General features: G+C 52.5%; 23 protein-coding genes. 22 read left to right on the top strand and 1 reads right to left on the bottom strand.

Annotation, left to right across the window (positions count from 1 at the left end; genetic code table 11):
• Nucleotides 1-286 precede the first annotated feature (286 nt).
• Nucleotides 287-340 (top strand): hypothetical protein, encoded by a 54-nt coding sequence (locus BEG40_RS15180; protein WP_105285681.1) that lies wholly within the window; start codon nucleotides 287-289, stop codon nucleotides 338-340.
• On the opposite strand, the gene queG is transcribed toward BEG40_RS15180, so the two are convergent.
• A complete protein-coding gene (queG, locus tag BEG40_RS15175; protein WP_001294201.1) occupies nucleotides 323-1,462 on the bottom strand; it encodes a tRNA epoxyqueuosine(34) reductase QueG in 1,140 nt (379 codons plus the stop codon). The two genes, BEG40_RS15180 and queG, sit on opposite strands and share 18 nt — an antisense overlap.
• On the opposite strand from queG, the gene nnr reads away from it, so the two are divergent.
• From nnr to BEG40_RS15065, 21 genes are all read left to right on the top strand, one after another.
• Nucleotides 1,461-3,008, top strand: a complete 1,548-nt coding sequence (nnr, locus tag BEG40_RS15170) for a bifunctional ADP-dependent NAD(P)H-hydrate dehydratase/NAD(P)H-hydrate epimerase (protein ID WP_105285678.1) — start codon at nucleotides 1,461-1,463, stop codon at nucleotides 3,006-3,008. The genes queG and nnr overlap by 2 nt on opposite strands.
• The gene (tsaE, locus tag BEG40_RS15165; RefSeq protein ID WP_000981977.1) at nucleotides 2,980-3,441 is read left to right on the top strand and encodes a tRNA (adenosine(37)-N6)-threonylcarbamoyltransferase complex ATPase subunit type 1 TsaE; all 462 of its coding nucleotides are present in this window, start codon (nucleotides 2,980-2,982) and stop codon (nucleotides 3,439-3,441) included. Before nnr ends, tsaE begins: the two co-directional genes overlap by 29 nt.
• A gap of 17 nt (nucleotides 3,442-3,458) precedes the next feature.
• Nucleotides 3,459-4,796, top strand: coding sequence for an N-acetylmuramoyl-L-alanine amidase AmiB (gene amiB, locus BEG40_RS15160; protein WP_016159970.1), 1,338 nt, complete (start codon nucleotides 3,459-3,461; stop codon nucleotides 4,794-4,796).
• Between the two features lie 9 nt (nucleotides 4,797-4,805).
• Nucleotides 4,806-6,653, top strand: a complete 1,848-nt coding sequence (gene mutL / locus BEG40_RS15155) for a DNA mismatch repair endonuclease MutL (protein ID WP_105285677.1) — start codon at nucleotides 4,806-4,808, stop codon at nucleotides 6,651-6,653.
• A complete protein-coding gene (gene miaA / locus BEG40_RS15150) occupies nucleotides 6,646-7,596 on the top strand; it encodes a tRNA (adenosine(37)-N6)-dimethylallyltransferase MiaA (protein WP_001280353.1) in 951 nt (316 codons plus the stop codon). Before mutL ends, miaA begins: the two co-directional genes overlap by 8 nt.
• A gap of 85 nt (nucleotides 7,597-7,681) precedes the next feature.
• Complete coding sequence (gene hfq, locus BEG40_RS15145; protein ID WP_001051883.1) at nucleotides 7,682-7,990, top strand: RNA chaperone Hfq; 309 nt, start codon at nucleotides 7,682-7,684, stop codon at nucleotides 7,988-7,990.
• A 75-nt stretch (nucleotides 7,991-8,065) separates the two neighbouring features.
• On the top strand, nucleotides 8,066-9,346 hold the full coding sequence (gene hflX / locus BEG40_RS15140; RefSeq protein WP_000460360.1) for a ribosome rescue GTPase HflX: 1,281 nt from the start codon (nucleotides 8,066-8,068) through the stop codon (nucleotides 9,344-9,346).
• Nucleotides 9,347-9,432: 86 nt separating this feature from the next.
• The gene (gene hflK / locus BEG40_RS15135; RefSeq protein WP_105285676.1) at nucleotides 9,433-10,692 is read left to right on the top strand and encodes an FtsH protease activity modulator HflK; all 1,260 of its coding nucleotides are present in this window, start codon (nucleotides 9,433-9,435) and stop codon (nucleotides 10,690-10,692) included.
• 2 nt (nucleotides 10,693-10,694) lie between these two features.
• Entirely contained in the window at nucleotides 10,695-11,699 is a 1,005-nt protein-coding gene (hflC, locus tag BEG40_RS15130) for a protease modulator HflC (protein WP_001232411.1), read from the top strand.
• Between the two features lie 81 nt (nucleotides 11,700-11,780).
• A complete protein-coding gene (locus tag BEG40_RS15125) occupies nucleotides 11,781-11,978 on the top strand; it encodes a DUF2065 domain-containing protein (protein ID WP_001089300.1) in 198 nt (65 codons plus the stop codon).
• A 103-nt stretch (nucleotides 11,979-12,081) separates the two neighbouring features.
• Nucleotides 12,082-13,380: an adenylosuccinate synthase gene (gene purA / locus BEG40_RS15120; protein ID WP_000527963.1), complete on the top strand. Its 1,299-nt coding sequence runs from the start codon at nucleotides 12,082-12,084 to the stop codon at nucleotides 13,378-13,380.
• A 203-nt stretch (nucleotides 13,381-13,583) separates the two neighbouring features.
• A complete protein-coding gene (gene nsrR / locus BEG40_RS15115; protein WP_096960878.1) occupies nucleotides 13,584-14,009 on the top strand; it encodes a nitric oxide-sensing transcriptional repressor NsrR in 426 nt (141 codons plus the stop codon).
• Between the two features lie 38 nt (nucleotides 14,010-14,047).
• On the top strand, nucleotides 14,048-16,489 hold the full coding sequence (gene rnr, locus BEG40_RS15110; protein ID WP_000076290.1) for a ribonuclease R: 2,442 nt from the start codon (nucleotides 14,048-14,050) through the stop codon (nucleotides 16,487-16,489).
• A gap of 180 nt (nucleotides 16,490-16,669) precedes the next feature.
• Nucleotides 16,670-17,401, top strand: coding sequence for a 23S rRNA (guanosine(2251)-2'-O)-methyltransferase RlmB (gene rlmB, locus BEG40_RS15100; protein ID WP_001293282.1), 732 nt, complete (start codon nucleotides 16,670-16,672; stop codon nucleotides 17,399-17,401).
• A gap of 125 nt (nucleotides 17,402-17,526) precedes the next feature.
• Nucleotides 17,527-17,928 carry a YjfI family protein gene (locus tag BEG40_RS15095; protein ID WP_000220110.1) on the top strand — a complete coding sequence of 134 codons (402 nt, stop codon included), beginning with the start codon at nucleotides 17,527-17,529 and terminating at the stop codon, nucleotides 17,926-17,928.
• An 18-nt stretch (nucleotides 17,929-17,946) separates the two neighbouring features.
• Nucleotides 17,947-18,645 (top strand): PspA/IM30 family protein, encoded by a 699-nt coding sequence (locus BEG40_RS15090; RefSeq protein WP_000511940.1) that lies wholly within the window; start codon nucleotides 17,947-17,949, stop codon nucleotides 18,643-18,645.
• 50 nt (nucleotides 18,646-18,695) lie between these two features.
• The gene (locus BEG40_RS15085; protein WP_105285674.1) at nucleotides 18,696-19,358 is read left to right on the top strand and encodes a YjfK family protein; all 663 of its coding nucleotides are present in this window, start codon (nucleotides 18,696-18,698) and stop codon (nucleotides 19,356-19,358) included.
• Nucleotides 19,359-19,375: 17 nt separating this feature from the next.
• On the top strand, nucleotides 19,376-19,774 hold the full coding sequence (locus BEG40_RS15080) for a DUF350 domain-containing protein (RefSeq protein WP_000547757.1): 399 nt from the start codon (nucleotides 19,376-19,378) through the stop codon (nucleotides 19,772-19,774).
• A gap of 9 nt (nucleotides 19,775-19,783) precedes the next feature.
• Nucleotides 19,784-20,422, top strand: coding sequence for a DUF1190 domain-containing protein (locus tag BEG40_RS15075; RefSeq protein WP_000101663.1), 639 nt, complete (start codon nucleotides 19,784-19,786; stop codon nucleotides 20,420-20,422).
• Between the two features lie 2 nt (nucleotides 20,423-20,424).
• Entirely contained in the window at nucleotides 20,425-21,588 is a 1,164-nt protein-coding gene (locus BEG40_RS15070; RefSeq protein WP_000943937.1) for a glutathionylspermidine synthase family protein, read from the top strand.
• 83 nt (nucleotides 21,589-21,671) lie between these two features.
• Nucleotides 21,672-23,297, top strand: a complete 1,626-nt coding sequence (locus tag BEG40_RS15065) for an isovaleryl-CoA dehydrogenase (RefSeq protein ID WP_105285673.1) — start codon at nucleotides 21,672-21,674, stop codon at nucleotides 23,295-23,297.
• Nucleotides 23,298-23,367: the final 70 nt, after the last annotated feature.

The following is a 23,367-nucleotide window of genomic DNA, read 5'->3' as shown; positions in this document are numbered from 1 at the left end:
GCACGACCTTGCCAAGGTCGGGGTCGCGAGTTCGAGTCTCGTTTCCCGCTCCAAATTCTCCTCTCAATAAACTATCCACAGCGACGCGATGCGTTATTGCTGGTTTTTGTTGTCTCTGACAAACTCTTGTAAACAGAGTTATCCACAGGTTCAGGCTGTAATCTTAATTTCAGAAAAACTTCGCACGGTGAATAGTAAATTCTTAACGTGTTGATATTTAAATTGAAAATTAAGGTTTCGATTTGTCGTATTGATCGCTTGACGATTTTTTCCGGCTTGAATTGCAATACGTTTTTATTTTTATTCACAAGCTGTGGATGAATCAGGCGTCGCGTGGTAAGCCCTTTTCAATCACCCGAACAAGACGCTGTTTTTTCGGTAGTTGAACCTCAACCACGCATGCATTTCGTCTCTCGATTTGCTGCGCAATCGCCCACGCTATGTGCTCATCAAGAAGTGGATGCTCACCTTTACGACTTTCCAGCGCCGCCAGAATCGCTTCATCCCAGGGGGCATTGCCTAATGCTACGGCGATATTACGCAGCCAGCGCAGGTGGCCTATACGGCGAATCGCTGAACCTTCTGTTATTTTTAAAAACTTCTCTTCGCTCCAGGCGAATAACTCAATGAGTTCCGGTGCGTGTAATGGTTTGCGTGGGCTGAAATCGTCTTCAGTTGTCAGTTGCGAATAGCGATTCCACGGGCAGATAAGCTGGCAATCATCGCAACCGTAAATACGGTTTCCCATTAACGGGCGTAACTCTTCCGGGATTGCCCCTTCCAGTTCTATCGTCAGATAAGAAATGCAGCGGCGAGCATCTACGGTATATGGCTCGACGATGGCGCCGGTCGGGCAAATCGTCATACAGGCCACGCATTTACCGCATCCTTCCTCGACCGGTTGATCCACAGGTAACGGAATATCAACCAGCAGCTCGCCTAAAAAGAAGAACGAACCGGCTTCGCGATTGAGGATAAGTGAGTGCTTACCTGTCCAGCCAAGTCCCGCTTTTTCAGCCAACGGGCGCTCAAGAACAGGCGCAGAATCGACAAACGGTCTAAAATTCAGCGAAACACAATGTTGCTGAATCATCTCGCCCAGCTTTTTGAGTCGGTTGCGCAGAAGTTTGTGATAATCACGGCCCAGCGCATAACGGCTAACATAGCCGAGTTTGGGATTTTTCAGCGTGCTGGCAAATGCGGCGTTGGCAGGCAGGTAATTCATCCGCACGCTGATCACGCGCAGCGTACCGGGCAATAACTCGTGGGGGCGGGCGCGCAGCATACCGTGACGTGCCATCCAGTCCATTTCGCCATGGTATTGTTTGTCCAGCCATGCTTGCAGTTTTGGCTCGGAATCGCTGAGATCGGTGTCGGTAATACCCACCTGCTGAAAGCCCAGTTCCAGCCCCCACTGTTTAATTTTTTGCGCTAACTGATTGAGATCGAGGGGCTCTGACATGACGGACCATACAATGAAGAAAAACCCCGTAAGTATACCACACACCGTCTGGCACGCCGACGATATCCGACGTGGTGAACGCGAAGCGGCAGATGCGCTGGGGCTTACACTCTATGAGCTGATGCTTCGCGCGGGTGAAGCCGCGTTTCAGGTGTGTCGTTCGGCTTATCCTGACGCCCGCCACTGGCTGGTGCTGTGCGGTCATGGCAATAACGGCGGCGATGGCTACGTGGTCGCGCGGCTGGCAAAAGCGGTCGGTATTGAGGTTACGTTGCTGGCTCTGGAGAGCGACAAACCGTTACCGGAAGAGGCTGCGCTGGCACGCGAAGCATGGTTAAACGCGGGAGGCGAGATCCATGCCTCGAATATTGTCTGGCCCGAATCGGTAGATCTGATTGTTGATGCGTTGCTCGGTACCGGCTTGCAGCAAGCGCCCCGCGAATCCATTAGCCAGTTAATCGACCACGCTAATTCCTATCCTGCGCCGATTGTGGCGGTTGATATCCCTTCCGGCCTGCTGGTACAAACCGGAGCCGCGCCAGGCGCGGTGATCAACGCCGATCAAACCATCACTTTTATTGCGCTGAAACCAGGTTTGTTAACCGGCAAAGCGCGGGATGTTACCGGGCAACTGCATTTTGACTCGCTGGGACTGGACAGTTGGCTGGCAAGTCAGGAGACGAAAATTCAGCGGTTTTCTGCAGAACAACTTTCTCACTGGCTGAAACCGCGTCGCCCGTCTTCGCATAAAGGCGATCATGGGCGGCTGGTGATTATCGGTGGCGATCACGGCACGGCAGGGGCTATTCGTATGACGGGAGAAGCGGCGCTGCGTGCTGGAGCAGGTTTAGTCAGAGTGCTGACCCGCAGCGAAAACATTGCGCCGCTGCTGACCGCACGTCCGGAATTGATGGTGTTCGAGTTGACGGATAAATCTTTAACTGAAAGCCTGGAATGGGCCGATGTGGTGGTGATTGGTCCCGGTCTGGGTCAGCAAGAGTGGGGGAAAAAAGCCCTGCAAAAAGTGGAGAATTTTCGCAAACCGATGTTGTGGGATGCCGATGCATTGAACCTGCTGGCAATCAATCCCGATAAGCGTCACAATCGCGTGATCACGCCGCATCCTGGCGAGGCCGCACGGTTGTTGGGCTGTTCCGTAGCAGAAATTGAAAGTGACCGCTTACATTGCGCCCAACGTCTGGTACAACGTTATGGCGGCGTAGCGGTGCTGAAAGGTGCCGGAACCGTGGTCGCAGCAAACCCTGATGACTTAGGCATTATTGATGCCGGGAATGCAGGTATGGCCACTGGCGGCATGGGCGATGTGCTCTCTGGTATTATTGGTGCATTGCTTGGGCAAAAACTGTCGCCATATGATGCCGCCTGTGCTGGATGTATCGCACACGGCGCGGCGGCTGACGTGTTGGCGGCGCGTTTTGGTACGCGCGGGATGCTGGCAACCGATCTCTTTTCCACGCTACAGCGTATTGTTAACCCGGAAGTGACTGATAAAAACCATGATGAATCGAGTAATTCCGCTCCCTGATGAGCAGGCAACATTAGACCTGGGCGAGCGGGTAGCCAAAGCCTGCGATGGCGCAACCGTAATCTATCTGTATGGCGATTTAGGCGCAGGTAAAACCACCTTTAGCCGGGGCTTTTTACAGGCTCTGGGTCATCAGGGTAATGTCAAAAGCCCCACTTATACGCTGGTCGAACCCTATACGCTCGACAACTTAATGGTTTATCACTTTGATTTGTACCGCCTTGCCGATCCCGAGGAGCTGGAGTTTATGGGGATCCGCGATTATTTTGCCAACGATGCCATCTGCCTGGTGGAGTGGCCACAACAAGGTACAGGTGTTCTTCCTGACCCGGATGTCGAAATACACATTGATTATCAGGCACAAGGCCGTGAGGCGCGCGTGAGTGCGGTCTCCTCTGCGGGTGAATTGTTGCTGGCGCGTTTAGCCGGTTAACCTTTGAAGGTGGCGGGATGATGTATCGCATCAGAAATTGGTTGGTAGCGACGTTGGTGCTGCTGTGCGCGCAGGCTGGCGCCGCTACGCTCTCTGATATTCAGGTTTCTAATGGCAATCAACAGGCGCGGATAACGTTAAGTTTTATTGGCGATCCTGACTATGCATTTAGCCATCAAAGCAAACGCACCGTGGCACTCGATATCAAACAAACGGGTGTGATTCAGGGGCTGCCGTTGTTGTTCAGTGGTAATAATCTGGTGAAGGCGATTCGCTCTGGAACGCCAAAAGATGCGCAAACGCTGCGTTTGGTGGTGGATCTCACCGAAAACGGTAAAACCGAAGCGGTGAAGCGGCAGAATGGTAGCAATTACACCGTTGTCTTTACGATTAACGCCGATGCGCCGCCACCGCCTCCTCCGCCGCCAGTGGTTGCTAAACGTGTTGAAACGCCAGCCGTTGTTGCACCGCGCGTCAGCGAACCGGCGCGCAATCCGTTTAAAACCGAGAGCAACCGGGCTACGGGTGTCATCAGTAGCAATACGGTGACGCGTCCGGCAGCGCGCGCGACGGCTAACACTGGCGATAAAATTGTCATCGCTATTGATGCCGGACACGGCGGCCAGGATCCTGGCGCTATCGGCCCTGGCGGTACGCGGGAGAAAAACGTCACCATCGCCATCGCACGTAAATTGCGTACTTTGCTCAATGATGATCCGATGTTTAAGGGCGTTCTAACCCGTGACGGAGATTACTTTATCTCGGTGATGGGACGCAGCGATGTGGCACGTAAGCAAAACGCCAATTTCCTTGTGTCGATTCACGCTGATGCCGCTCCGAATCGCAGTGCTACCGGCGCTTCCGTATGGGTGCTCTCTAACCGTCGTGCAAACAGTGAAATGGCAAGCTGGCTGGAACAGCACGAGAAACAGTCGGAGCTGCTGGGCGGGGCAGGCGATGTGCTGGCGAACAGTCAGTCTGACCCGTATTTAAGCCAGGCGGTGCTGGATTTACAGTTCGGTCATTCCCAGCGGGTAGGGTATGATGTGGCGACCAGTATGATCAGCCAGTTGCAACGCATTGGCGAAATTCATAAACGTCGACCAGAACACGCCAGCCTTGGCGTTCTGCGTTCGCCGGATATCCCGTCAGTACTGGTCGAAACCGGTTTTATCAGCAACAACAGCGAAGAACGTTTGCTGGCGAGCGACGATTACCAACAACAGCTGGCAGAAGCCATTTATAAAGGCCTGCGCAATTACTTCCTTGCGCATCCGATGCAGTCTGCGCCGCAGGGTGCAACGGCACAAACTGCCAGTACGGTGACGACGCCAGATCGCACACTGCCAAACTAAGGATTATTGATGCCCATTCAGGTCTTACCGCCACAACTGGCGAATCAGATTGCCGCAGGTGAGGTGGTCGAGCGACCTGCGTCGGTAGTCAAAGAACTGGTGGAAAACAGCCTCGATGCGGGTGCGACGCGTATCGATATTGATATCGAACGTGGCGGGGCGAAACTTATCCGCATTCGTGATAACGGCTGCGGTATCAAAAAAGATGAGCTGGCGCTGGCGCTGGCTCGTCATGCCACCAGTAAAATCGCCTCTCTGGACGATCTCGAAGCCATTATCAGCCTGGGTTTTCGCGGTGAGGCGCTGGCGAGTATCAGTTCGGTTTCCCGCCTGACGCTCACTTCGCGCACTGCGGAACAGCAGGAAGCCTGGCAGGCTTATGCCGAAGGGCGCGATATGGACGTGACGGTTAAACCGGCGGCGCATCCGGTGGGAACGACGCTGGAGGTGCTGGATCTGTTCTACAACACCCCAGCGCGGCGCAAATTCCTGCGCACCGAGAAAACCGAATTTAACCATATCGATGAAATCATCCGCCGCATCGCGCTGGCACGTTTTGACGTCACTATCAACTTATCGCATAACGGCAAAATCGTACGCCAGTACCGCGCAGTGCCGGAAGGCGGACAAAAAGAACGCCGTTTAGGGGCGATTTGTGGCACCGCTTTTCTCGAACATGCGCTGGCGATTGAATGGCAGCACGGCGATCTCACGCTGCGCGGCTGGGTGGCAGATCCGAATCACACCACGCCCGCACTGGCGGAAATTCAGTATTGCTACGTGAATGGGCGCATGATGCGCGATCGCTTGATCAATCACGCGATCCGCCAGGCCTGCGAAGACAAACTGGGTGCCGATCAGCAACCGGCGTTTGTGCTGTATCTGGAGATCGACCCGCATCAGGTGGACGTCAACGTGCACCCCGCCAAACACGAGGTGCGTTTCCATCAGTCGCGTCTGGTGCATGACTTTATCTATCAGGGTGTGCTGAGCGTGCTACAACAGCAACTGGAAACGCCGCTGCCGCTGGATGATGAACCACAACCTGCACCGCGCGCCATCCCGGAAAACCGCGTAGCCGCAGGGCGTAATCATTTTGCAGAACCGGCAGTTCGTGAGCCGGTAGCTCCACGCTACACTCCTGCGCCAGCATCAGGCAGTCGCCAGTCTGCTCCCTGGCCGAACGCGCAACCGGGCTACCAGAAACAGCAAGGTGAAGTGTATCGCCAGCTTTTGCAAACGCCTGCGTCGACGCTCAAACCAAAAGCGCCAGAACCTCAGGAACTTACGCTGGCCTCGAATGGTCAAAGCTTTGGTCGGGTGCTGACTATTGTCCATTCCGACTGTGCGCTGCTGGAGCGCGACGGCAACATTTCACTTTTAGCCCTGGCGGTAGCGGAACGCTGGCTGCGTCAGGTGCAACTGACGCCGGGGGAATCGCCAGTTTGCGCTCAGCCGTTGCTTATTCCGTTGCGGTTAAAAGTCTCTGGTGAAGAAAAATCGGCATTAGAAAAAGCGCAGTCTGCTCTGGCGGAGTTAGGCATTGAATTTCAGTCTGATGCGCAGCATGTGACCATCAGAGCCGTGCCTTTACCCTTACGCCAACAAAATTTACAAATCTTGATTCCTGAACTGATAGGCTACCTGGCGAAGCAGTCCGTATTCGAACCTGGCAATATTGCGCAGTGGATTGCACGAAATCTGATGAGCGAACACACGCAGTGGTCAATGGCTCAGGCTATTACCCTGCTGGCGGATGTAGAACGGTTATGTCCGCAGCTTGTGAAAACGCCGCCGGGTGGTCTGTTACAATCTGTTGATTTACATCCGGCGATAAAAGCCCTGAAAGATGAGTGATATCAGTAAGGCGAGCCTGCCTAAGGCAATTTTTTTGATGGGGCCGACGGCCTCCGGTAAAACTGCGCTGGCTATTGAGCTGCGTAAAATTTTACCAGTAGAGTTGATAAGCGTTGATTCTGCCCTTATTTACAAAGGGATGGATATCGGGACGGCGAAGCCGAACGCTGAAGAGTTACTCGCCGCGCCGCACCGATTGCTGGATATTCGCGATCCGTCGCAGGCTTATTCGGCTGCTGATTTTCGTCGCGATGCGTTGGCGGAAATGGCCGATATCACGACGGCGGGGCGGATCCCGCTGTTAGTGGGCGGTACTATGTTGTATTTCAAGGCGTTACTGGAGGGGTTGTCGCCGCTACCGTCGGCGGACCCGGAAGTACGAGCCAGAATTGAGCAACAAGCGGCAGAGCAAGGTTGGGAGTCATTGCATCGTCAACTGCAGGAGATCGATCCTGTTGCGGCAGCAAGGATTCATCCAAATGATCCACAAAGGCTTTCCCGGGCACTGGAAGTTTTTTTCATTTCGGGTAAAACTTTAACGGAACTGACGCAAACGTCAGGAGACGCTCTACCGTATCAGGTGCATCAGTTCGCCATCGCCCCGGCGAGCCGTGAACTGCTCCATCAACGAATTGAGCAGCGTTTTCATCAGATGTTGGCTTCAGGTTTTGAAGCAGAAGTCCGGGCGCTTTTTGCCCGAGGAGATTTGCATACGGATTTGCCTTCCATTCGTTGCGTGGGTTATCGCCAGATGTGGTCTTACCTTGAAGGCGAAATCTCATACGATGAAATGGTTTATCGAGGTGTTTGCGCCACGAGACAGTTGGCGAAGCGGCAGATAACCTGGCTGCGTGGTTGGGAAGGGGTTCACTGGCTTGACAGTGAAAAACCAGAACAGGCGCGTGACGAAGTATTACAGGTTGTTGGTGCTATCGCAGGCTGAATGTGTACAATTGAGACGTATCGTGCGCAATTTTTTCAGAATCGAAAGGTTCAAAGTACAAATAAGCATATAAGGAAAAGAGAGAATGGCTAAGGGGCAATCTTTACAAGATCCGTTCCTGAACGCACTGCGTCGGGAACGTGTTCCAGTTTCTATTTATTTGGTGAATGGTATTAAGCTGCAAGGACAAATCGAGTCTTTTGATCAGTTCGTGATCCTGTTGAAAAACACGGTCAGCCAGATGGTTTATAAGCACGCGATTTCTACTGTTGTCCCGTCTCGTCCGGTTTCTCATCACAGTAACAACGCCGGTGGCGGTACGAGCAGTAACTACCATCATGGTAGCAGCGCGCAGAATACTTCCGCGCAACAGGACAGCGAAGAAACCGAATAAGGTTTCGGGCTGTTTTTTTACACGGGGAGCCAGCGATCCTGCGTTCCCCGCTGATCTATTTAGAGGGTTTTACGCTTGTTTGACCGTTATGATGCTGGTGAGCAGGCGGTGCTGGTACACATCTATTTTACGCAAGACAAAGATATGGAAGACCTCCAGGAGTTTGAATCTCTGGTTTCTTCCGCCGGTGTCGAAGCATTGCAGGTGATTACCGGTAGCCGTAAAGCGCCACACCCAAAGTATTTTGTAGGTGAAGGTAAAGCAGTTGAAATTGCGGAAGCTGTCAAAGCGACGGGTGCTTCGGTCGTTCTTTTTGACCATGCCCTGAGCCCAGCGCAAGAGCGTAACCTGGAGCGTTTGTGCGAGTGTCGTGTCATCGACCGCACCGGCCTTATTTTAGATATTTTCGCCCAACGTGCGCGTACCCATGAGGGTAAGTTGCAGGTTGAGCTGGCGCAGCTGCGCCATCTGGCTACGCGCCTGGTGCGTGGCTGGACCCACCTTGAAAGACAGAAAGGCGGGATCGGTTTGCGTGGTCCGGGTGAAACCCAGCTCGAAACCGACCGTCGTTTGTTGCGTAATCGCATCGTGCAGATACAGTCGCGCCTGGAAAGAGTTGAAAAGCAGCGTGAGCAGGGGCGGCAATCGCGTATCAAAGCCGACGTTCCTACTGTTTCGCTGGTGGGATATACCAACGCCGGTAAATCTACCCTTTTCAATCGCATTACCGAAGCACGGGTCTATGCGGCAGACCAGTTGTTTGCCACCCTCGATCCGACGTTGCGGCGTATTGACGTCGCGGATGTCGGTGAAACCGTGCTGGCAGATACCGTAGGGTTTATTCGCCACTTGCCGCACGATCTGGTGGCGGCGTTTAAAGCCACGTTACAAGAGACGCGGCAAGCCACATTGCTGCTGCACGTCATTGATGCGGCAGATGTGCGTGTACAAGAAAACATCGAAGCGGTGAATACGGTTCTTGAAGAGATCGATGCTCACGAGATCCCAACCCTGCTGGTGATGAATAAGATCGATATGCTGGAAGATTTCGAACCGCGTATTGATCGGGACGAAGAGAACAAACCGATCCGTGTCTGGCTTTCTGCGCAGACCGGAGCGGGGATACCACAGCTTTTTCAGGCTTTGACGGAGCGGCTTTCCGGTGAGGTGGCGCAGCATACATTGCGTCTGCCGCCGCAGGAAGGGCGTCTGAGAAGTCGTTTTTATCAGCTTCAGGCAATAGAAAAAGAGTGGATGGAGGAGGACGGCAGTGTAAGTCTGCAAGTTCGTATGCCGATTGTTGACTGGCGTCGCCTCTGTAAACAAGAACCGGCGTTGATCGATTACCTGATCTAACCGGCAAAGCGTCTGAAGCGTGGAGTCATATCCTCTGGCGTCGAAAGACAACAGGGATCACCGCATAACAAATATGGAGCACAAACATGGCGTGGAATCAGCCCGGTAATAACGGACAAGACCGCGACCCGTGGGGAAGCAGCAAACCTGGCGGCAACTCTGAGGGAAATGGAAACAAAGGCGGTCGCGATCAAGGGCCACCTGATTTAGATGATATCTTCCGCAAACTGAGCAAAAAGCTCGGTGGTCTGGGCGGCGGTAAAGGCACCGGATCTGGCGGTGGCAGTTCATCGCAAGGCCCGCGCCCGCAGCTTGGCGGTCGTGTCGTTACCATCGCAGCGGCAGCGATTGTCATTATCTGGGCGGCCAGTGGTTTCTACACCATTAAAGAAGCCGAACGCGGCGTGGTAACACGCTTTGGTAAATTCAGCCATCTGGTTGAGCCTGGTCTGAACTGGAAACCGACATTTATCGACGAAGTTAAACCGGTGAACGTGGAAGCCGTGCGTGAACTGGCAGCTTCTGGTGTGATGCTGACGTCGGACGAGAACGTAGTGCGCGTTGAGATGAACGTGCAGTACCGCGTCACCAATCCGGAAAAATATCTGTATAGCGTGACCAGCCCGGATGACAGCCTGCGTCAGGCTACCGACAGCGCCCTGCGTGGAGTTATCGGTAAATACACCATGGACCGCATTCTGACGGAAGGTCGTACCGTGATTCGTAGCGATACTCAGCGCGAACTGGAAGAGACTATCCGCCCGTATGACATGGGTATCACGCTGCTGGACGTCAACTTCCAGGCTGCTCGTCCGCCGGAAGAAGTAAAAGCGGCGTTTGACGATGCGATTGCCGCGCGTGAAAACGAACAGCAATACATTCGTGAAGCAGAAGCGTATACCAACGAAGTTCAGCCGCGTGCGAACGGTCAGGCGCAACGTATCCTCGAAGAGGCGCGTGCGTACAAGGCTCAGACTATCCTGGAAGCTCAGGGTGAAGTGGCGCGCTTTGCTAAACTTCTGCCGGAATATAAAGCCGCGCCGGAAATTACTCGCGAGCGTCTGTATATCGAGACGATGGAAAAAGTGTTGGGCAACACCCGCAAAGTGCTGGTTAACGACAAAGGTGGCAACCTGATGGTTCTGCCGTTAGACCAGATGCTGAAAGGGGGTAACGCGCCTGCGGCGAAGAGCGACAACGGTGCCAGCAATCTGCTGCGTCTGCCGCCAGCCTCTTCCTCCACGACCAGTGGGGCAAGCAACACGTCGTCCACCAATCAGGGCGATATTATGGACCAACGCCGCGCCAACGCGCAGCGTAACGACTACCAGCGTCAGGGGGAATAACGATGCGTAAGTCAGTTATCGCGATTATCATCATCGTGCTGGTAGTGCTTTACATGTCTGTCTTTGTCGTCAAAGAAGGTGAGCGCGGTATTACGCTGCGTTTTGGTAAGGTACTGCGTGACGATGACAACAAACCTCTGGTTTATGAGCCGGGTCTGCATTTCAAGATACCGTTCATTGAAACGGTGAAAATGCTCGACGCGCGTATTCAGACCATGGACAACCAGGCCGACCGCTTTGTGACCAAAGAGAAGAAAGACCTGATCGTCGATTCTTACATCAAATGGCGCATCAGCGATTTCAGCCGTTACTACCTGGCAACGGGTGGTGGCGACATTTCGCAAGCGGAAGTGCTGTTGAAACGTAAGTTCTCTGACCGTCTGCGTTCTGAAATTGGTCGCCTGGATGTGAAAGACATCGTCACCGATTCCCGTGGTCGTCTGACTCTGGAAGTGCGTGACGCGCTGAACTCTGGTTCTGCGGGTACTGAAGATGAAGTCACTACCCCAGCAGCAGATAACGCTATTGCCGAAGCGGCAGAGCGCGTAACGGCTGAAACGAAGGGTAAAGTTCCGGTCATCAACCCGAACAGTATGGCGGCGCTGGGTATTGAAGTTGTCGATGTGCGTATTAAGCAGATCAACCTGCCGACCGAAGTGTCTGAAGCGATTTACAACCGTATGCGCGCCGAGCGTGAAGCGGTAGCGCGTCGTCACCGTTCACAAGGTCAGGAAGAAGCGGAGAAACTGCGCGCGACTGCCGACTATGAAGTGACCAGAACGCTGGCAGAAGCAGAGCGTCAGGGTCGTATCATGCGCGGTGAAGGCGACGCTGAAGCTGCCAAACTGTTTGCTGATGCATTCAGCAAAGATCCGGACTTCTACGCATTCATCCGTAGCCTGCGTGCCTACGAGAATAGCTTCTCCGGTAATCAGGACGTGATGGTCATGAGCCCGGACAGCGATTTCTTCCGCTACATGAAGACGCCGAGCTCCGCGACGCGTTAAGATAACGACTGCGGTACAGGTCAATAAAGCCACCGCATCCTCAGGGATGTCGGTGGTTTTCTTTTTCTATAAGGATAATGAATGAATTCGACAATCTGGCTGGCGCTTGCCCTGGTTTTGGTGCTGGAAGGTTTAGGGCCGATGCTTTACCCGCAAGCATGGAAGAAGATGATCTCTGCGATGACCAATTTGCCCGATAATATTTTACGTCGTTTTGGTGGGGGACTTGTGGTTGCGGGCGTTGTGGTCTACTACATGTTGAGGAAAACGATTGGCTGAACAAAAAATAGACTGATTAAGGTCATTTTTGGATGCAAAAAGTGCTGTAACTCTGAAAAAGCGATGGTAGAATCCATTTTTAAGCAAACGGTGATTTTGAAAAATGGGTAACAACGTCGTCGTACTGGGCACCCAATGGGGTGACGAAGGTAAAGGTAAGATCGTCGATCTTCTGACTGAACGGGCTAAATATGTTGTACGCTACCAGGGCGGTCACAACGCAGGCCATACTCTCGTAATCAACGGTGAAAAAACCGTTCTCCATCTTATTCCATCAGGTATTCTCCGCGAGAATGTAACCAGCATCATCGGTAACGGTGTTGTGCTGTCTCCGGCCGCGCTGATGAAAGAGATGAAAGAACTGGAAGACCGTGGCATCCCCGTTCGTGAGCGTCTGCTGCTGTCTGAAGCATGTCCGCTGATCCTTGATTATCACGTTGCGCTGGATAACGCACGTGAGAAAGCGCGTGGCGCGAAAGCGATCGGCACCACGGGTCGTGGTATCGGGCCTGCTTATGAAGATAAAGTTGCACGTCGCGGTCTGCGTGTTGGCGACCTTTTCGACAAAGAAACCTTCGCTGAAAAACTGAAAGAAGTGATGGAATATCACAACTTCCAGTTGGTTAACTACTACAAAGTTGAAGCGGTTGATTACCAGAAAGTTCTGGATGATACGATGGCTGTTGCCGACATCCTGACTTCTATGGTTGTTGACGTTTCTGACCTGCTCGACCAGGCGCGTCAGCGTGGCGATTTCGTCATGTTCGAAGGTGCGCAGGGTACGCTGCTGGATATCGACCACGGTACTTATCCGTACGTAACTTCTTCCAACACCACTGCGGGTGGCGTGGCGACCGGTTCCGGCCTGGGCCCGCGTTATGTTGATTACGTTCTGGGTATCCTCAAAGCTTACTCCACTCGTGTAGGTGCAGGTCCGTTCCCGACTGAACTGTTTGATGAAACTGGCGAGTTCCTCTGCAAGCAGGGTAACGAATTCGGCGCAACTACGGGTCGTCGTCGTCGTACCGGCTGGCTGGACACCGTTGCCGTTCGTCGTGCGGTACAGCTGAACTCCCTGTCTGGCTTCTGCCTGACCAAACTGGACGTTCTGGATGGCCTGAAAGAGGTGAAACTCTGCGTAGCTTACCGTATGCCGGATGGTCGCGAAGTGACCACCACTCCGCTGGCAGCTGACGACTGGAAAGGTGTAGAGCCGATTTACGAAACCATGCCGGGCTGGTCTGAATCCACCTTCGGCGTGAAAGATCGTAGCGGCCTGCCACAGGCGGCGCTGAACTACATCAAGCGTATCGAAGAGCTGACTGGTGTGCCGATCGATATCATCTCTACCGGCCCGGATCGTACTGAAACCATGATTCTGCGCGACCCGTTCGACGCGTAATTCTGGTGTGCCCGGCAGATATTTTGCCTGCCGGGCTGGCAGTGTGATACATTACTGCGTCGGATAGCCATTACGCTTTCCGACGCAGTGTTAAATCCTCGCTTTTTTCCTTCCCCAAACTGAAATAAATTAGCGACACAGCTTGTGGCTGGTTTATCATCAATGTAAATGTATTTTTTCCCGATTTCCCTTTTGAGGTTGATGTGCAGTTAACGAGTTTCACTGATTACGGATTACGTGCGCTGATCTACATGGCGTCATTGCCAGAAGGGCGGATGACCAGTATTTCTGAAGTGACTGACGTCTACGGCGTCTCCCGTAATCATATGGTCAAAATAATCAATCAACTTAGTCGTGCCGGCTTCGTGACTGCTGTTCGTGGAAAAAATGGCGGCATTCGCCTGGGTAAACCAGCGAGTGCGATACGTATTGGTGATGTGGTGCGCGAGCTGGAACCCTTATCGCTGGTGAATTGCAGCAGCGAGTTTTGCCACATAACACCTGCCTGTCGGTTGAAACAGGCACTTTCTAAGGCTGTGCAAAGTTTTCTTACGGAACTGGATAACTACACGCTTGCCGATTTGGTTGAAGAGAATCAACCGCTTTATAAATTATTGCTGGTGGAGTGACGAAAATCTTCATCAGAGATGACAACGGAGGAACCGAGATGTCACAAGATCCTTTCCAGGAACGCGAAGCTGAAAAATACGCGAATCCCATCCCTAGTCGGGAATTTATCCTCGAACATTTAACCAAACGTGAAAAACCGGCCAGCCGTGATGAGCTGGCGGTTGAACTGCACATTGAAGGCGAAGAGCAGCTTGAAGGCCTGCGCCGCCGCCTACGCGCGATGGAGCGCGACGGTCAACTGGTCTTCACTCGCCGTCAGTGCTATGCGCTGCCGGAACGCCTCGACCTGGTGAAAGGTACCGTTATTGGCCACCGTGATGGCTACGGCTTTCTGCGGGTTGAAGGACGTAAAGATGATTTGTATCTCTCTAGCGAGCAGATGAAAACCTGCATTCATGGCGATCAGGTGCTGGCGCAGCCGCTGGGCGCTGACCGTAAAGGTCGCCGTGAAGCGCGTATTGTCCGCGTACTGGTGCCAAAAACCAGCCAGATTGTTGGTCGCTACTTTACCGAAGCGGGCGTCGGCTTTGTGGTTCCTGACGACAGCCGTCTGAGCTTCGATATCTTAATCCCGCCAGATCAGATCATGGGCGCGCGGATGGGCTTTGTGGTGGTGGTCGAACTGACCCAACGCCCGACTCGCCGTACCAAAGCGGTGGGTAAAATCGTCGAAGTGCTTGGCGATAATATGGGCACCGGCATGGCGGTTGATATCGCTCTGCGCACCCATGAAATCCCGTACATCTGGCCACAGGCCGTTGAGCAACAGGTTGCCGGACTGAAAGAAGAAGTGCCGGAAGAAGCAAAAGCGGGTCGTGTCGATCTGCGCGATTTACCGCTGGTCACCATTGATGGCGAAGACGCCCGTGACTTTGACGATGCAGTTTACTGCGAGAAAAAACGCGGCGGCGGCTGGCGTTTATGGGTCGCAATTGCCGACGTCAGCTACTATGTGCGTCCGCCAACGCCGCTGGACAGAGAAGCGCGTAACCGTGGTACGTCGGTGTACTTCCCGTCGCAGGTTATCCCGATGCTGCCGGAAGTGCTCTCTAACGGCCTGTGTTCGCTCAACCCACAGGTAGACCGCCTGTGTATGGTGTGCGAGATGACTATTTCGTCGAAAGGTCGCCTGACTGGCTACAAATTCTACGAAGCGGTGATGAGCTCTCACGCGCGTCTGACCTACACCAAAGTCTGGCATATTCTGCAGGGCGATCAGGATCTGCGCGAGCAGTACGCCCCGCTGGTTAAGCATCTCGAAGAGTTGCATAACCTCTATAAAGTGCTGGATAAAGCCCGTGAAGAACGTGGCGGGATCTCATTTGAGAGCGAAGAAGCGAAGTTCATTTTCAACGCTGAACGCCGTATTGAGCGTATCGAACAGACCCAGCGTAACGACGCGCACAAATTAATTGAAGAGTGTATGATTCTGGCGAATATCTCGGCGGCACGTTTCGTTGAGAAAGCCAAAGAACCGGCACTGTTCCGTATACACGACAAGCCGAGCACCGAAGCGATTACCTCTTTCCGTTCAGTGCTGGCGGAGCTGGGGCTGGAGCTGCCGGGCGGTAACAAGCCGGAACCGCGTGACTACGCGGAGCTGCTGGAGTCGGTTGCCGATCGTCCTGATGCAGAAATGCTGCAAACCATGCTGCTGCGTTCAATGAAACAGGCGATTTATGACCCGGAAAACCGTGGTCACTTCGGTCTGGCATTGCAGTCCTATGCGCACTTTACTTCGCCGATTCGTCGTTATCCTGACCTGACGCTGCACCGCGCCATTAAATATCTGCTGGCGAAAGAGCAGGGGCATCAGGGCAACACCACTGAAACCGGCGGCTACCATTATTCGATGGAAGAGATGCTGCAACTGGGTCAGCACTGTTCGATGGCGGAACGCCGTGCCGACGAAGCAACGCGCGATGTGGCTGACTGGCTGAAGTGTGACTTCATGCTCGACCAGGTAGGTAACGTCTTTAAAGGCGTGATTTCCAGCGTCACTGGCTTTGGCTTCTTCGTCCGTCTGGACGACTTGTTCATCGATGGTCTGGTTCACGTCTCTTCGCTGGACAACGACTACTATCGCTTTGATCAAGTCGGACAACGCCTGATGGGGGAATCCAGCGGTCAGACTTATCGTCTGGGCGATCGCGTGGAAGTTCGCGTCGAAGCGGTTAATATGGACGAGCGCAAAATCGACTTTAGCCTGATCTCCAGCGAACGCGCACCGCGCAACGTCGGTAAAACGGCGCGCGAGAAAGCGAAAAAAGGCGATGCAGGCAAAAAAGGCGGTAAGCGTCGTCAGGTCGGTAAAAAGGTAAACTTTGAGCCAGACAGCGCCTTCCGTGGTGAGAAAAAAACGAAGCCGAAAGCGGCGAAGAAAGACGCGAAAAAAGCGAAAAAGCCATCGGCGAAAACGCAGAAAATAGCCGCTGCAACCAAAGCGAAGCGTGCGGCGAAGAAAAAAGTGGCAGAGTGATCATTACCCTCTTCAAACAGAAGAGGGGCAGATTGCTGACAAAATGCGCTTTGTTCATGCCGGATGCGGCGTGAACGCCTTATCCGGCCTACATAATCACGCAAATTCAATATATTGCAGGAATCATGTAGGCCGGATAAACGTAGTGCATCAGGCAAAACGTAAACAACGAGTACATTAATGAGCGAAATGATTTACGGCATCCACGCAGTGCAGGCCCTGCTGGAGCGCGCCCCTGAACGTTTTCAGGAAGTCTTTATTTTAAAAGGCCGTGAAGATAAACGTCTGTTACCGCTGATCCACGCCCTTGAGTCCCAGGGCGTGGTTATCCAGTTGGCAAACCGCCAATATCTCGACGAGAAAAGCGACGGTGCCGTGCATCAGGGCATTATCGCTCGCGTGAAGCCTGGACGTCAGTATCAGGAAAACGATCTCCCGGATCTGATCGCTTCTCTCGATCAACCGTTCCTGCTGATCCTCGACGGCGTAACCGATCCGCATAACCTCGGTGCGTGCCTGCGTAGCGCGGACGCCGCTGGCGTTCATGCAGTGATTGTGCCGAAAGATCGCTCCGCCCAGCTCAACGCCACGGCGAAAAAAGTGGCCTGTGGTGCGGCAGAAAGCGTTCCGCTGATTCGGGTGACTAACCTGGCGCGCACCATGCGTATGTTGCAGGAAGAGAACATCTGGATCGTCGGTACGGCAGGTGAAGCGGATCATACGCTTTATCAGAGCAAAATGACCGGTCGTCTGGCGCTGGTGATGGGCGCGGAAGGTGAAGGTATGCGTCGCCTGACCCGTGAACATTGCGATGAACTGATTAGTATTCCGATGGCAGGTAGCGTTTCTTCCCTGAACGTTTCGGTTGCGACCGGAATTTGCTTATTTGAAGCAGTTCGCCAGCGTAGCTAATTCCTCTGAATTATGAAAAACCATCCATATTTGGATGGTTTTTTTTATCTATAGCTGGTAAGATAATTACGCTCTATAAATATTCATTTTATTAATAATTAAATTTAATCTATATGGAATAATATATGACATGGAATCCGTTGGCGCTGGCGGCGGCGCTGCAAGCTGTACCTGAACAAAATATTGATATAACAAATAGCGAAAACGCATTAATTATTAAAATGAATGATTATGGCGATTTGCAGATCAATATTCTTTTTACTTCTCGCCAGATGATTATCGAAACCTTCATTTGTCCGGTTTGTTATATCAGCAATCCAGATGAATTTAATACCTTTCTATTAAGAAATCAGAAGATTATGCCGCTGTCATCGGTAGGGATCTCCAGTGTGCAACAGGAAGAGTATTACATCGTTTTCGGGGCGTTATCGCTTAAATCTTCCCTTGACGACATTCTGCTGGAGATAACCACACTGGTGGATAACGCCTTGGATCTGGCTGAAATTACTGAAGAATATTCACACTAATTACAAGGATTCGTATTTATGGGGATTTTAAAAAGTTTATTTACGCTGGGTAAATCATTTATCGCACAGGCGGAAGAGTCCATTGAAGAAACCCAGGGTGTGCGGATGCTGGAACAACATATTCGCGACGCTAAAGCTGAACTGGATAAAGCCGGAAAATCTCGCGTCGATCTGCTGGCGCGAGTGAAATTAAGCAACGACAAACTGAAAGATTTACGCGAACGTAAAGCGGGTCTGGAAGCCCGTGCGCTGGAAGCGTTGAGTAAGAACGTTAATCCGTCGTTGATTAACGAAGTTGCTGAAGAAATCGCGCGTCTTGAGAATCTCATTACCGCTGAAGAACAAGTATTGTCGAATCTGGAAGTCTCCCGCGATGGCGTAGAAAAAGCGGTTGCGGCGACGGCACAGCGTATTGCCCAATTTGAACAACAAATGGAAGTCGTTAAGGCCACTGAAGCGATGCAACGTGCGCAGCAGGCTGTGACGACATCTACAGTCGGCGCGTCTTCCAGCGTTTCGACAGCGGCAGAGTCATTAAAACGCCTGCAAACGCGTCAGGCTGAACGTCAGGCTCGACTGGATGCCGCCGCACAGCTGGAGAAAGTCGCAGACGGTCGCGATCTTGACGAAAAGCTGGCGGAGGCCGGAATTGGCGGCACCAATAAAAGCAGTGCCCAGGATGTGCTGGCGAGACTGCAACGCCAACAGGGTGAGTAATTTTTTTGCCAGCCTCACTGCAAGGCTGGCAACTATTTTAAGGATAAAATATGTCTGGTTTTTTCCAGCGCCTGTTTGGCAAGGATGATAAGCCTGCTATTAATCGTGGTACGCTGGGACTCCATCTCAATAGTGGTTTCACGCTCGATACGTTAGCGTTTCGTTTGCTGGAAGAGGCATTGCTGATCGAGTTACCGGGTGAAGAATATACCGTGGCCGCCGTCAGCTGCATCGATCTGGGCGGCGGTAGCCAGATTTTCCGCTATTACACTTCTGGCGATGAATTTCTGCAAATTAACACCACCGGCGGCGAAGATATTGATGACATTGATGATATCAAGAAGCTATTTGTCTATGAAGAGAGCTACGGTATCAGCAAAGAAAGCCACTGGCGCGAGGCGATCAACGCCAAAGCGATGGGGGCGATAACCCTAAACTGGCAGGAAAAACGCTGGCAGCGATTTTTTAACAGCGAAGAACCGGGATATATCGAACCCGTCTACATGCTGGAAAAAGTAGAAAATCAAAACCATGCCAAATGGGAAGTGCATAATTTTACCATGGGCTACCAACGGCAGGTGACCGAAGATACTTACGAATATTTGCTGTTAAATGGTGAGGAATCATTTAACGACCTCGGCGAGCCGGAGTGGCTATTTTCTCGCGCGCTGGGTGTCGATATCCCACTGACATCACTTCATATTATTGGTTAATTACAGGGACGTTTATAATGCATATACTGGATTCACTCCTTGCTTTTAGCGCCTATTTTTTTATCGGCGTAGCTATGGTGATTATCTTTCTTTTTATCTATTCCAAAATTACTCCACATAATGAATGGCAGTTGATCAAGAATAATAACACTGCGGCGTCGCTGGCGTTCAGTGGCACGTTGTTGGGTTACGTTATTCCATTATCCAGTGCGGCAATCAATGCGGTGAGTATTCCAGATTATTTTGCCTGGGGCGGAATCGCACTGGTGATTCAGTTACTCGTTTTTGCTGGCGTTAGACTTTATATGCCGGCATTAAGCGATAAAATTATTAATCACAACACTGCGGCAGGAATGTTTATGGGAACCGCCGCGCTGGCTGGCGGTATTTTTAACGCAGCTTGTATGACATGGTAATGGACGATCATGGCCAGAAAACGCAAATCAAGAAATAACAGTAAAATTGGTCACGGAGCGATCAGTCGCATTGGTAGACCGAATAATCCTTTTGAACCGCGTCGCAATCGTTACGCACAAAAATACTTAACGTTGGCGCTAATGGGCGGTGCCGCTTTTTTCGTATTGAAAGGATGTGCCGATAGTAGCGACGTCGATAACGACGGCGACGGAACGTTTTATTCGACAGTGCAGGATTGTATTGATGATGGTAATAATTCAGACATCTGTGCGCGTGGCTGGAACAATGCCAAAGCGGCATTTTATGCCGATGTTCCGAAGAATATGACTCAGCAGAATTGTCAGTCTAAGTACGAAAATTGCTACTACGACAATGTTGAACAGAGCTGGATTCCAGTCATTTCAGGATTTTTGTTAAGCCGGGTTATTCGTAAAGATCGCGATGAGCCGTTCGTCTATAACAGCGGAGGATCCTCATTTGCTTCGCGCCCCGTCTGGCGCAGCACTTCCGGTGATTACTCCTGGCGGTCCGGTTCTGGCAAAAAAGAGTCTTACTCCTCGGGCGGCTTTACCACCAGAAAAGCCTCAACGGTTTCTCGCGGCGGCTATGGTCGTTCTTCCAGCGCCCGTGGGCATTGGGGAGGGTAATTATGCTGAGACATAACGTCCCTGTACGGCAGGATCTTGACCAGATCGCCGCCGACAACGGTTTCGACTTTCATATCATTGATAATGAGATCTATTGGGATGAGAGTCGGGCCTATCGCTTTACTCTGCGCCAGATAGAAGAGCAGATCGAAAAACCAACCGCAGAGTTACATCAGATGTGTCTTGAGGTGGTGGATCGTGCCGTTAAAGATGAACAGATCCTGACGCAACTGGCGATCCCGCCGTTGTACTGGGATGTGATCGCTGAAAGCTGGCGTGCGCGCGATCCTTCGCTGTATGGCCGTATGGATTTTGCCTGGTGTGGTAATGCGCCGGTGAAGCTGCTGGAGTACAACGCCGATACGCCGACTTCGTTGTATGAGTCGGCATATTTCCAGTGGCTATGGCTGGAGGATGCGCGGCGCAGCGGCGTTATTCCACGTGACGCCGATCAGTACAATGCCATTCAGGAACGCCTGATCTCGCGCTTTAGCGAGCTTTATAGCCGGGAGCCGTTTTATTTTTGCTGCTGTCAGGATACCGACGAAGACCGGACTACCGTGCTCTACTTGCAGGACTGTGCTCAGCAGGCAGGGCAGGAGTCACGGTTTATCTACATTGAAGATCTCGGTCTGGGCGTCGGCGGCGTGTTGACCGATCTTGATGATAACGTCATCCAGCGTGCATTTAAGCTGTATCCGCTGGAGTGGATGATGCGTGACGATAACGGTCCTTTGCTGCGCAAGCGCCGTGAGCAATGGGTGGAGCCGCTATGGAAAAGCATATTGAGCAATAAAGGGTTAATGCCGCTGCTGTGGCGTTTCTTCCCTGGGCATCCTAACCTTCTGGCATCCTGGTTTGAGGGCGAAAAACCGCAGATTGCCGCTGGCGAAAGCTACGTACGTAAACCGATCTACTCGCGCGAAGGTGGTAACGTCACCATTTTCAACGGTCAGAATAATGTCGTTGACCATGCTGATGGTGATTACGCCGATGAACCGATGATCTACCAGGCGTTTCAACCGCTGCCGCGATTTGGCGATAGCTACACACTGATTGGTAGCTGGGTTGTCGATGATGAAGCGTGCGGAATGGGGATCCGTGAAGATAACACGCTGATCACTAAAGACACCTCGCGTTTTGTTCCGCATTACATTGCTGGTTAAGAATGTTTTAGCAATCTCTTTCTGTCAGGAATCCGTGGCAGTGACCATACTAATGGTGACTGCCATTGATGGAGGGAGACACAGTGCACTGGCAAACTCACACCGTTTTCAATCAACCGATACCATTAAATAACAGCAACTTATACCTGTCTGATGGCGCGCTCTGCGAAGCGGTAACGCGTGAAGGTGCTGGCTGGGATAGCGATTTTCTTGCCAGTATTGGTCAGCAACTAGGAACGGCTGAATCCCTTGAACTGGGGCGGCTGGCAAATGTGAATCCGCCTGAATTGTTGCGCTACGATGCGCAGGGACGCCGTCTGGACGATGTGCGTTTTCACCCTGCCTGGCACCTGCTGATGCAGGCGTTATGTACCAATCGGGTGCACAATCTGGCCTGGGAAGAAGACGCTCGCTCTGGCGCATTTGTGGCGCGGGCAGCGCGTTTTATGTTACACGCGCAGGTTGAGGCCGGATCGTTATGCCCGATAACCATGACCTTTGCCGCCATGCCATTGTTGTTACAGATGCTACCTGCGCCGTTTAAGGACTGGAGCACGCCGTTGTTGAGCGATCGCTACGATTCCCACCTATTACCCGGCGGGCAAAAACGCGGCCTGTTGATTGGCATGGGAATGACGGAAAAGCAGGGCGGCTCTGATGTTATGAGCAATACCACTCGGGCAGAACGTCTGGAAGATGGTTCTTATCGGCTGGTGGGGCATAAATGGTTTTTCTCGGTGCCGCAAAGCGATGCGCATCTGGTGCTGGCGCAGACCACGGGTGGTTTGTCCTGCTTTTTTGTGCCGCGCTTTCTGCCTGATGGGCAACGGAATGCGATTCGCCTGGAGCGGCTGAAAGACAAGCTGGGTAATCGCTCCAACGCCAGTTGCGAAGTGGAGTTTCAGGATGCCATCGGTTGGTTATTGGGTCAGGAAGGAGAAGGTATTCGCCTGATCCTGAAAATGGGCGGGATGACGCGTTTTGATTGCGCCCTGGGTAGCCATGCCATGATGCGCCGTGCATTCTCGCTGGCGATTTATCATGCACATCAACGTCATGTTTTTGGTAATCCATTGATCCAACAGCCCCTTATGCGTCATGTCTTAAGTCGTATGGCACTTCAGCTTGAAGGGCAAACGGCGTTGCTGTTTCGTCTTGCGCGAGCGTGGGATCGGCGTGCCGATGCTAAAGAAGCCCTGTGGGCGCGCCTATTCACTCCAACGGCGAAGTTTGTGATTTGCAAAAGTGGTATGCCGTTTGTGGCCGAAGCGATGGAGGTGCTGGGCGGCATTGGTTATTGCGAGGAGAGCGAGCTGCCGCGTCTTTACCGGGAGATGCCGGTAAATAGCATCTGGGAAGGCTCTGGCAACATCATGTGTCTGGATGTTCTGCGTGTGCTCAATAAGCAGGCTGGTGTATACGATTTACTGGCGGAAGCGTTTATGGAAGTGAAAGGGCAGGATCGCTATTTTGATCGCGCGGTTCGTCGATTACAGCAGCAACTGCGCAAACCGACTGAAGAGCTTGGGCGAGAGATCACTCATCAGCTATTCCTGCTGGGTTGCGGCGCACAAATGTTGAAATATGCTTCACCGCCAATGGCGCAGGCGTGGTGTCAGGTGATGTTAGATACGCGCGGCAGCGTACGGTTGTCAGAGCAGATCCAGAATGATTTATTACTGCGGGCGACGGGAGGTGTGTGTTTGTAAGCGAGTACGCCTGATGCGACGCTGGCGTGTCTTATCATGCCTACAGCAGCATTTCGTGTTTTCGACTAAC

Source organism: Escherichia sp. MOD1-EC5495 (assembly GCF_002965965.1).
GTDB classification, from domain to species: Bacteria; Pseudomonadota; Gammaproteobacteria; order Enterobacterales; family Enterobacteriaceae; genus Escherichia; species Escherichia ruysiae.
Note: the sequence above shows the minus strand (reverse complement) of the source record. Positions and strands in the feature narration are given on the sequence as shown.

What these genes read in the sequence shown, in the direction of transcription:
- nnr (WP_105285678.1), top strand. Translation starts at nt 1,461, where the DNA reads ATGACGGACCATACAATGAAGAAAAACCCCGTAAGTATACCACACACC.
- queG (WP_001294201.1), bottom strand. Translation starts at nt 1,462, where the DNA reads ATGTCAGAGCCCCTCGATCTCAATCAGTTAGCGCAAAAAATTAAACAG.
- tsaE (WP_000981977.1), top strand. Translation starts at nt 2,980, where the DNA reads ATGATGAATCGAGTAATTCCGCTCCCTGATGAGCAGGCAACATTAGAC.
- amiB (WP_016159970.1), top strand. Translation starts at nt 3,459, where the DNA reads ATGATGTATCGCATCAGAAATTGGTTGGTAGCGACGTTGGTGCTGCTG.
- mutL (WP_105285677.1), top strand. Translation starts at nt 4,806, where the DNA reads ATGCCCATTCAGGTCTTACCGCCACAACTGGCGAATCAGATTGCCGCA.
- miaA (WP_001280353.1), top strand. Translation starts at nt 6,646, where the DNA reads ATGAGTGATATCAGTAAGGCGAGCCTGCCTAAGGCAATTTTTTTGATG.
- hfq (WP_001051883.1), top strand. Translation starts at nt 7,682, where the DNA reads ATGGCTAAGGGGCAATCTTTACAAGATCCGTTCCTGAACGCACTGCGT.
- hflK (WP_105285676.1), top strand. Translation starts at nt 9,433, where the DNA reads ATGGCGTGGAATCAGCCCGGTAATAACGGACAAGACCGCGACCCGTGG.
- hflC (WP_001232411.1), top strand. Translation starts at nt 10,695, where the DNA reads ATGCGTAAGTCAGTTATCGCGATTATCATCATCGTGCTGGTAGTGCTT.
- BEG40_RS15125 (WP_001089300.1), top strand. Translation starts at nt 11,781, where the DNA reads ATGAATTCGACAATCTGGCTGGCGCTTGCCCTGGTTTTGGTGCTGGAA.
- purA (WP_000527963.1), top strand. Translation starts at nt 12,082, where the DNA reads ATGGGTAACAACGTCGTCGTACTGGGCACCCAATGGGGTGACGAAGGT.
- rnr (WP_000076290.1), top strand. Translation starts at nt 14,048, where the DNA reads ATGTCACAAGATCCTTTCCAGGAACGCGAAGCTGAAAAATACGCGAAT.
- rlmB (WP_001293282.1), top strand. Translation starts at nt 16,670, where the DNA reads ATGAGCGAAATGATTTACGGCATCCACGCAGTGCAGGCCCTGCTGGAG.
- BEG40_RS15095 (WP_000220110.1), top strand. Translation starts at nt 17,527, where the DNA reads ATGACATGGAATCCGTTGGCGCTGGCGGCGGCGCTGCAAGCTGTACCT.
- BEG40_RS15090 (WP_000511940.1), top strand. Translation starts at nt 17,947, where the DNA reads ATGGGGATTTTAAAAAGTTTATTTACGCTGGGTAAATCATTTATCGCA.
- BEG40_RS15085 (WP_105285674.1), top strand. Translation starts at nt 18,696, where the DNA reads ATGTCTGGTTTTTTCCAGCGCCTGTTTGGCAAGGATGATAAGCCTGCT.
- BEG40_RS15080 (WP_000547757.1), top strand. Translation starts at nt 19,376, where the DNA reads ATGCATATACTGGATTCACTCCTTGCTTTTAGCGCCTATTTTTTTATC.
- BEG40_RS15075 (WP_000101663.1), top strand. Translation starts at nt 19,784, where the DNA reads ATGGCCAGAAAACGCAAATCAAGAAATAACAGTAAAATTGGTCACGGA.
- BEG40_RS15070 (WP_000943937.1), top strand. Translation starts at nt 20,425, where the DNA reads ATGCTGAGACATAACGTCCCTGTACGGCAGGATCTTGACCAGATCGCC.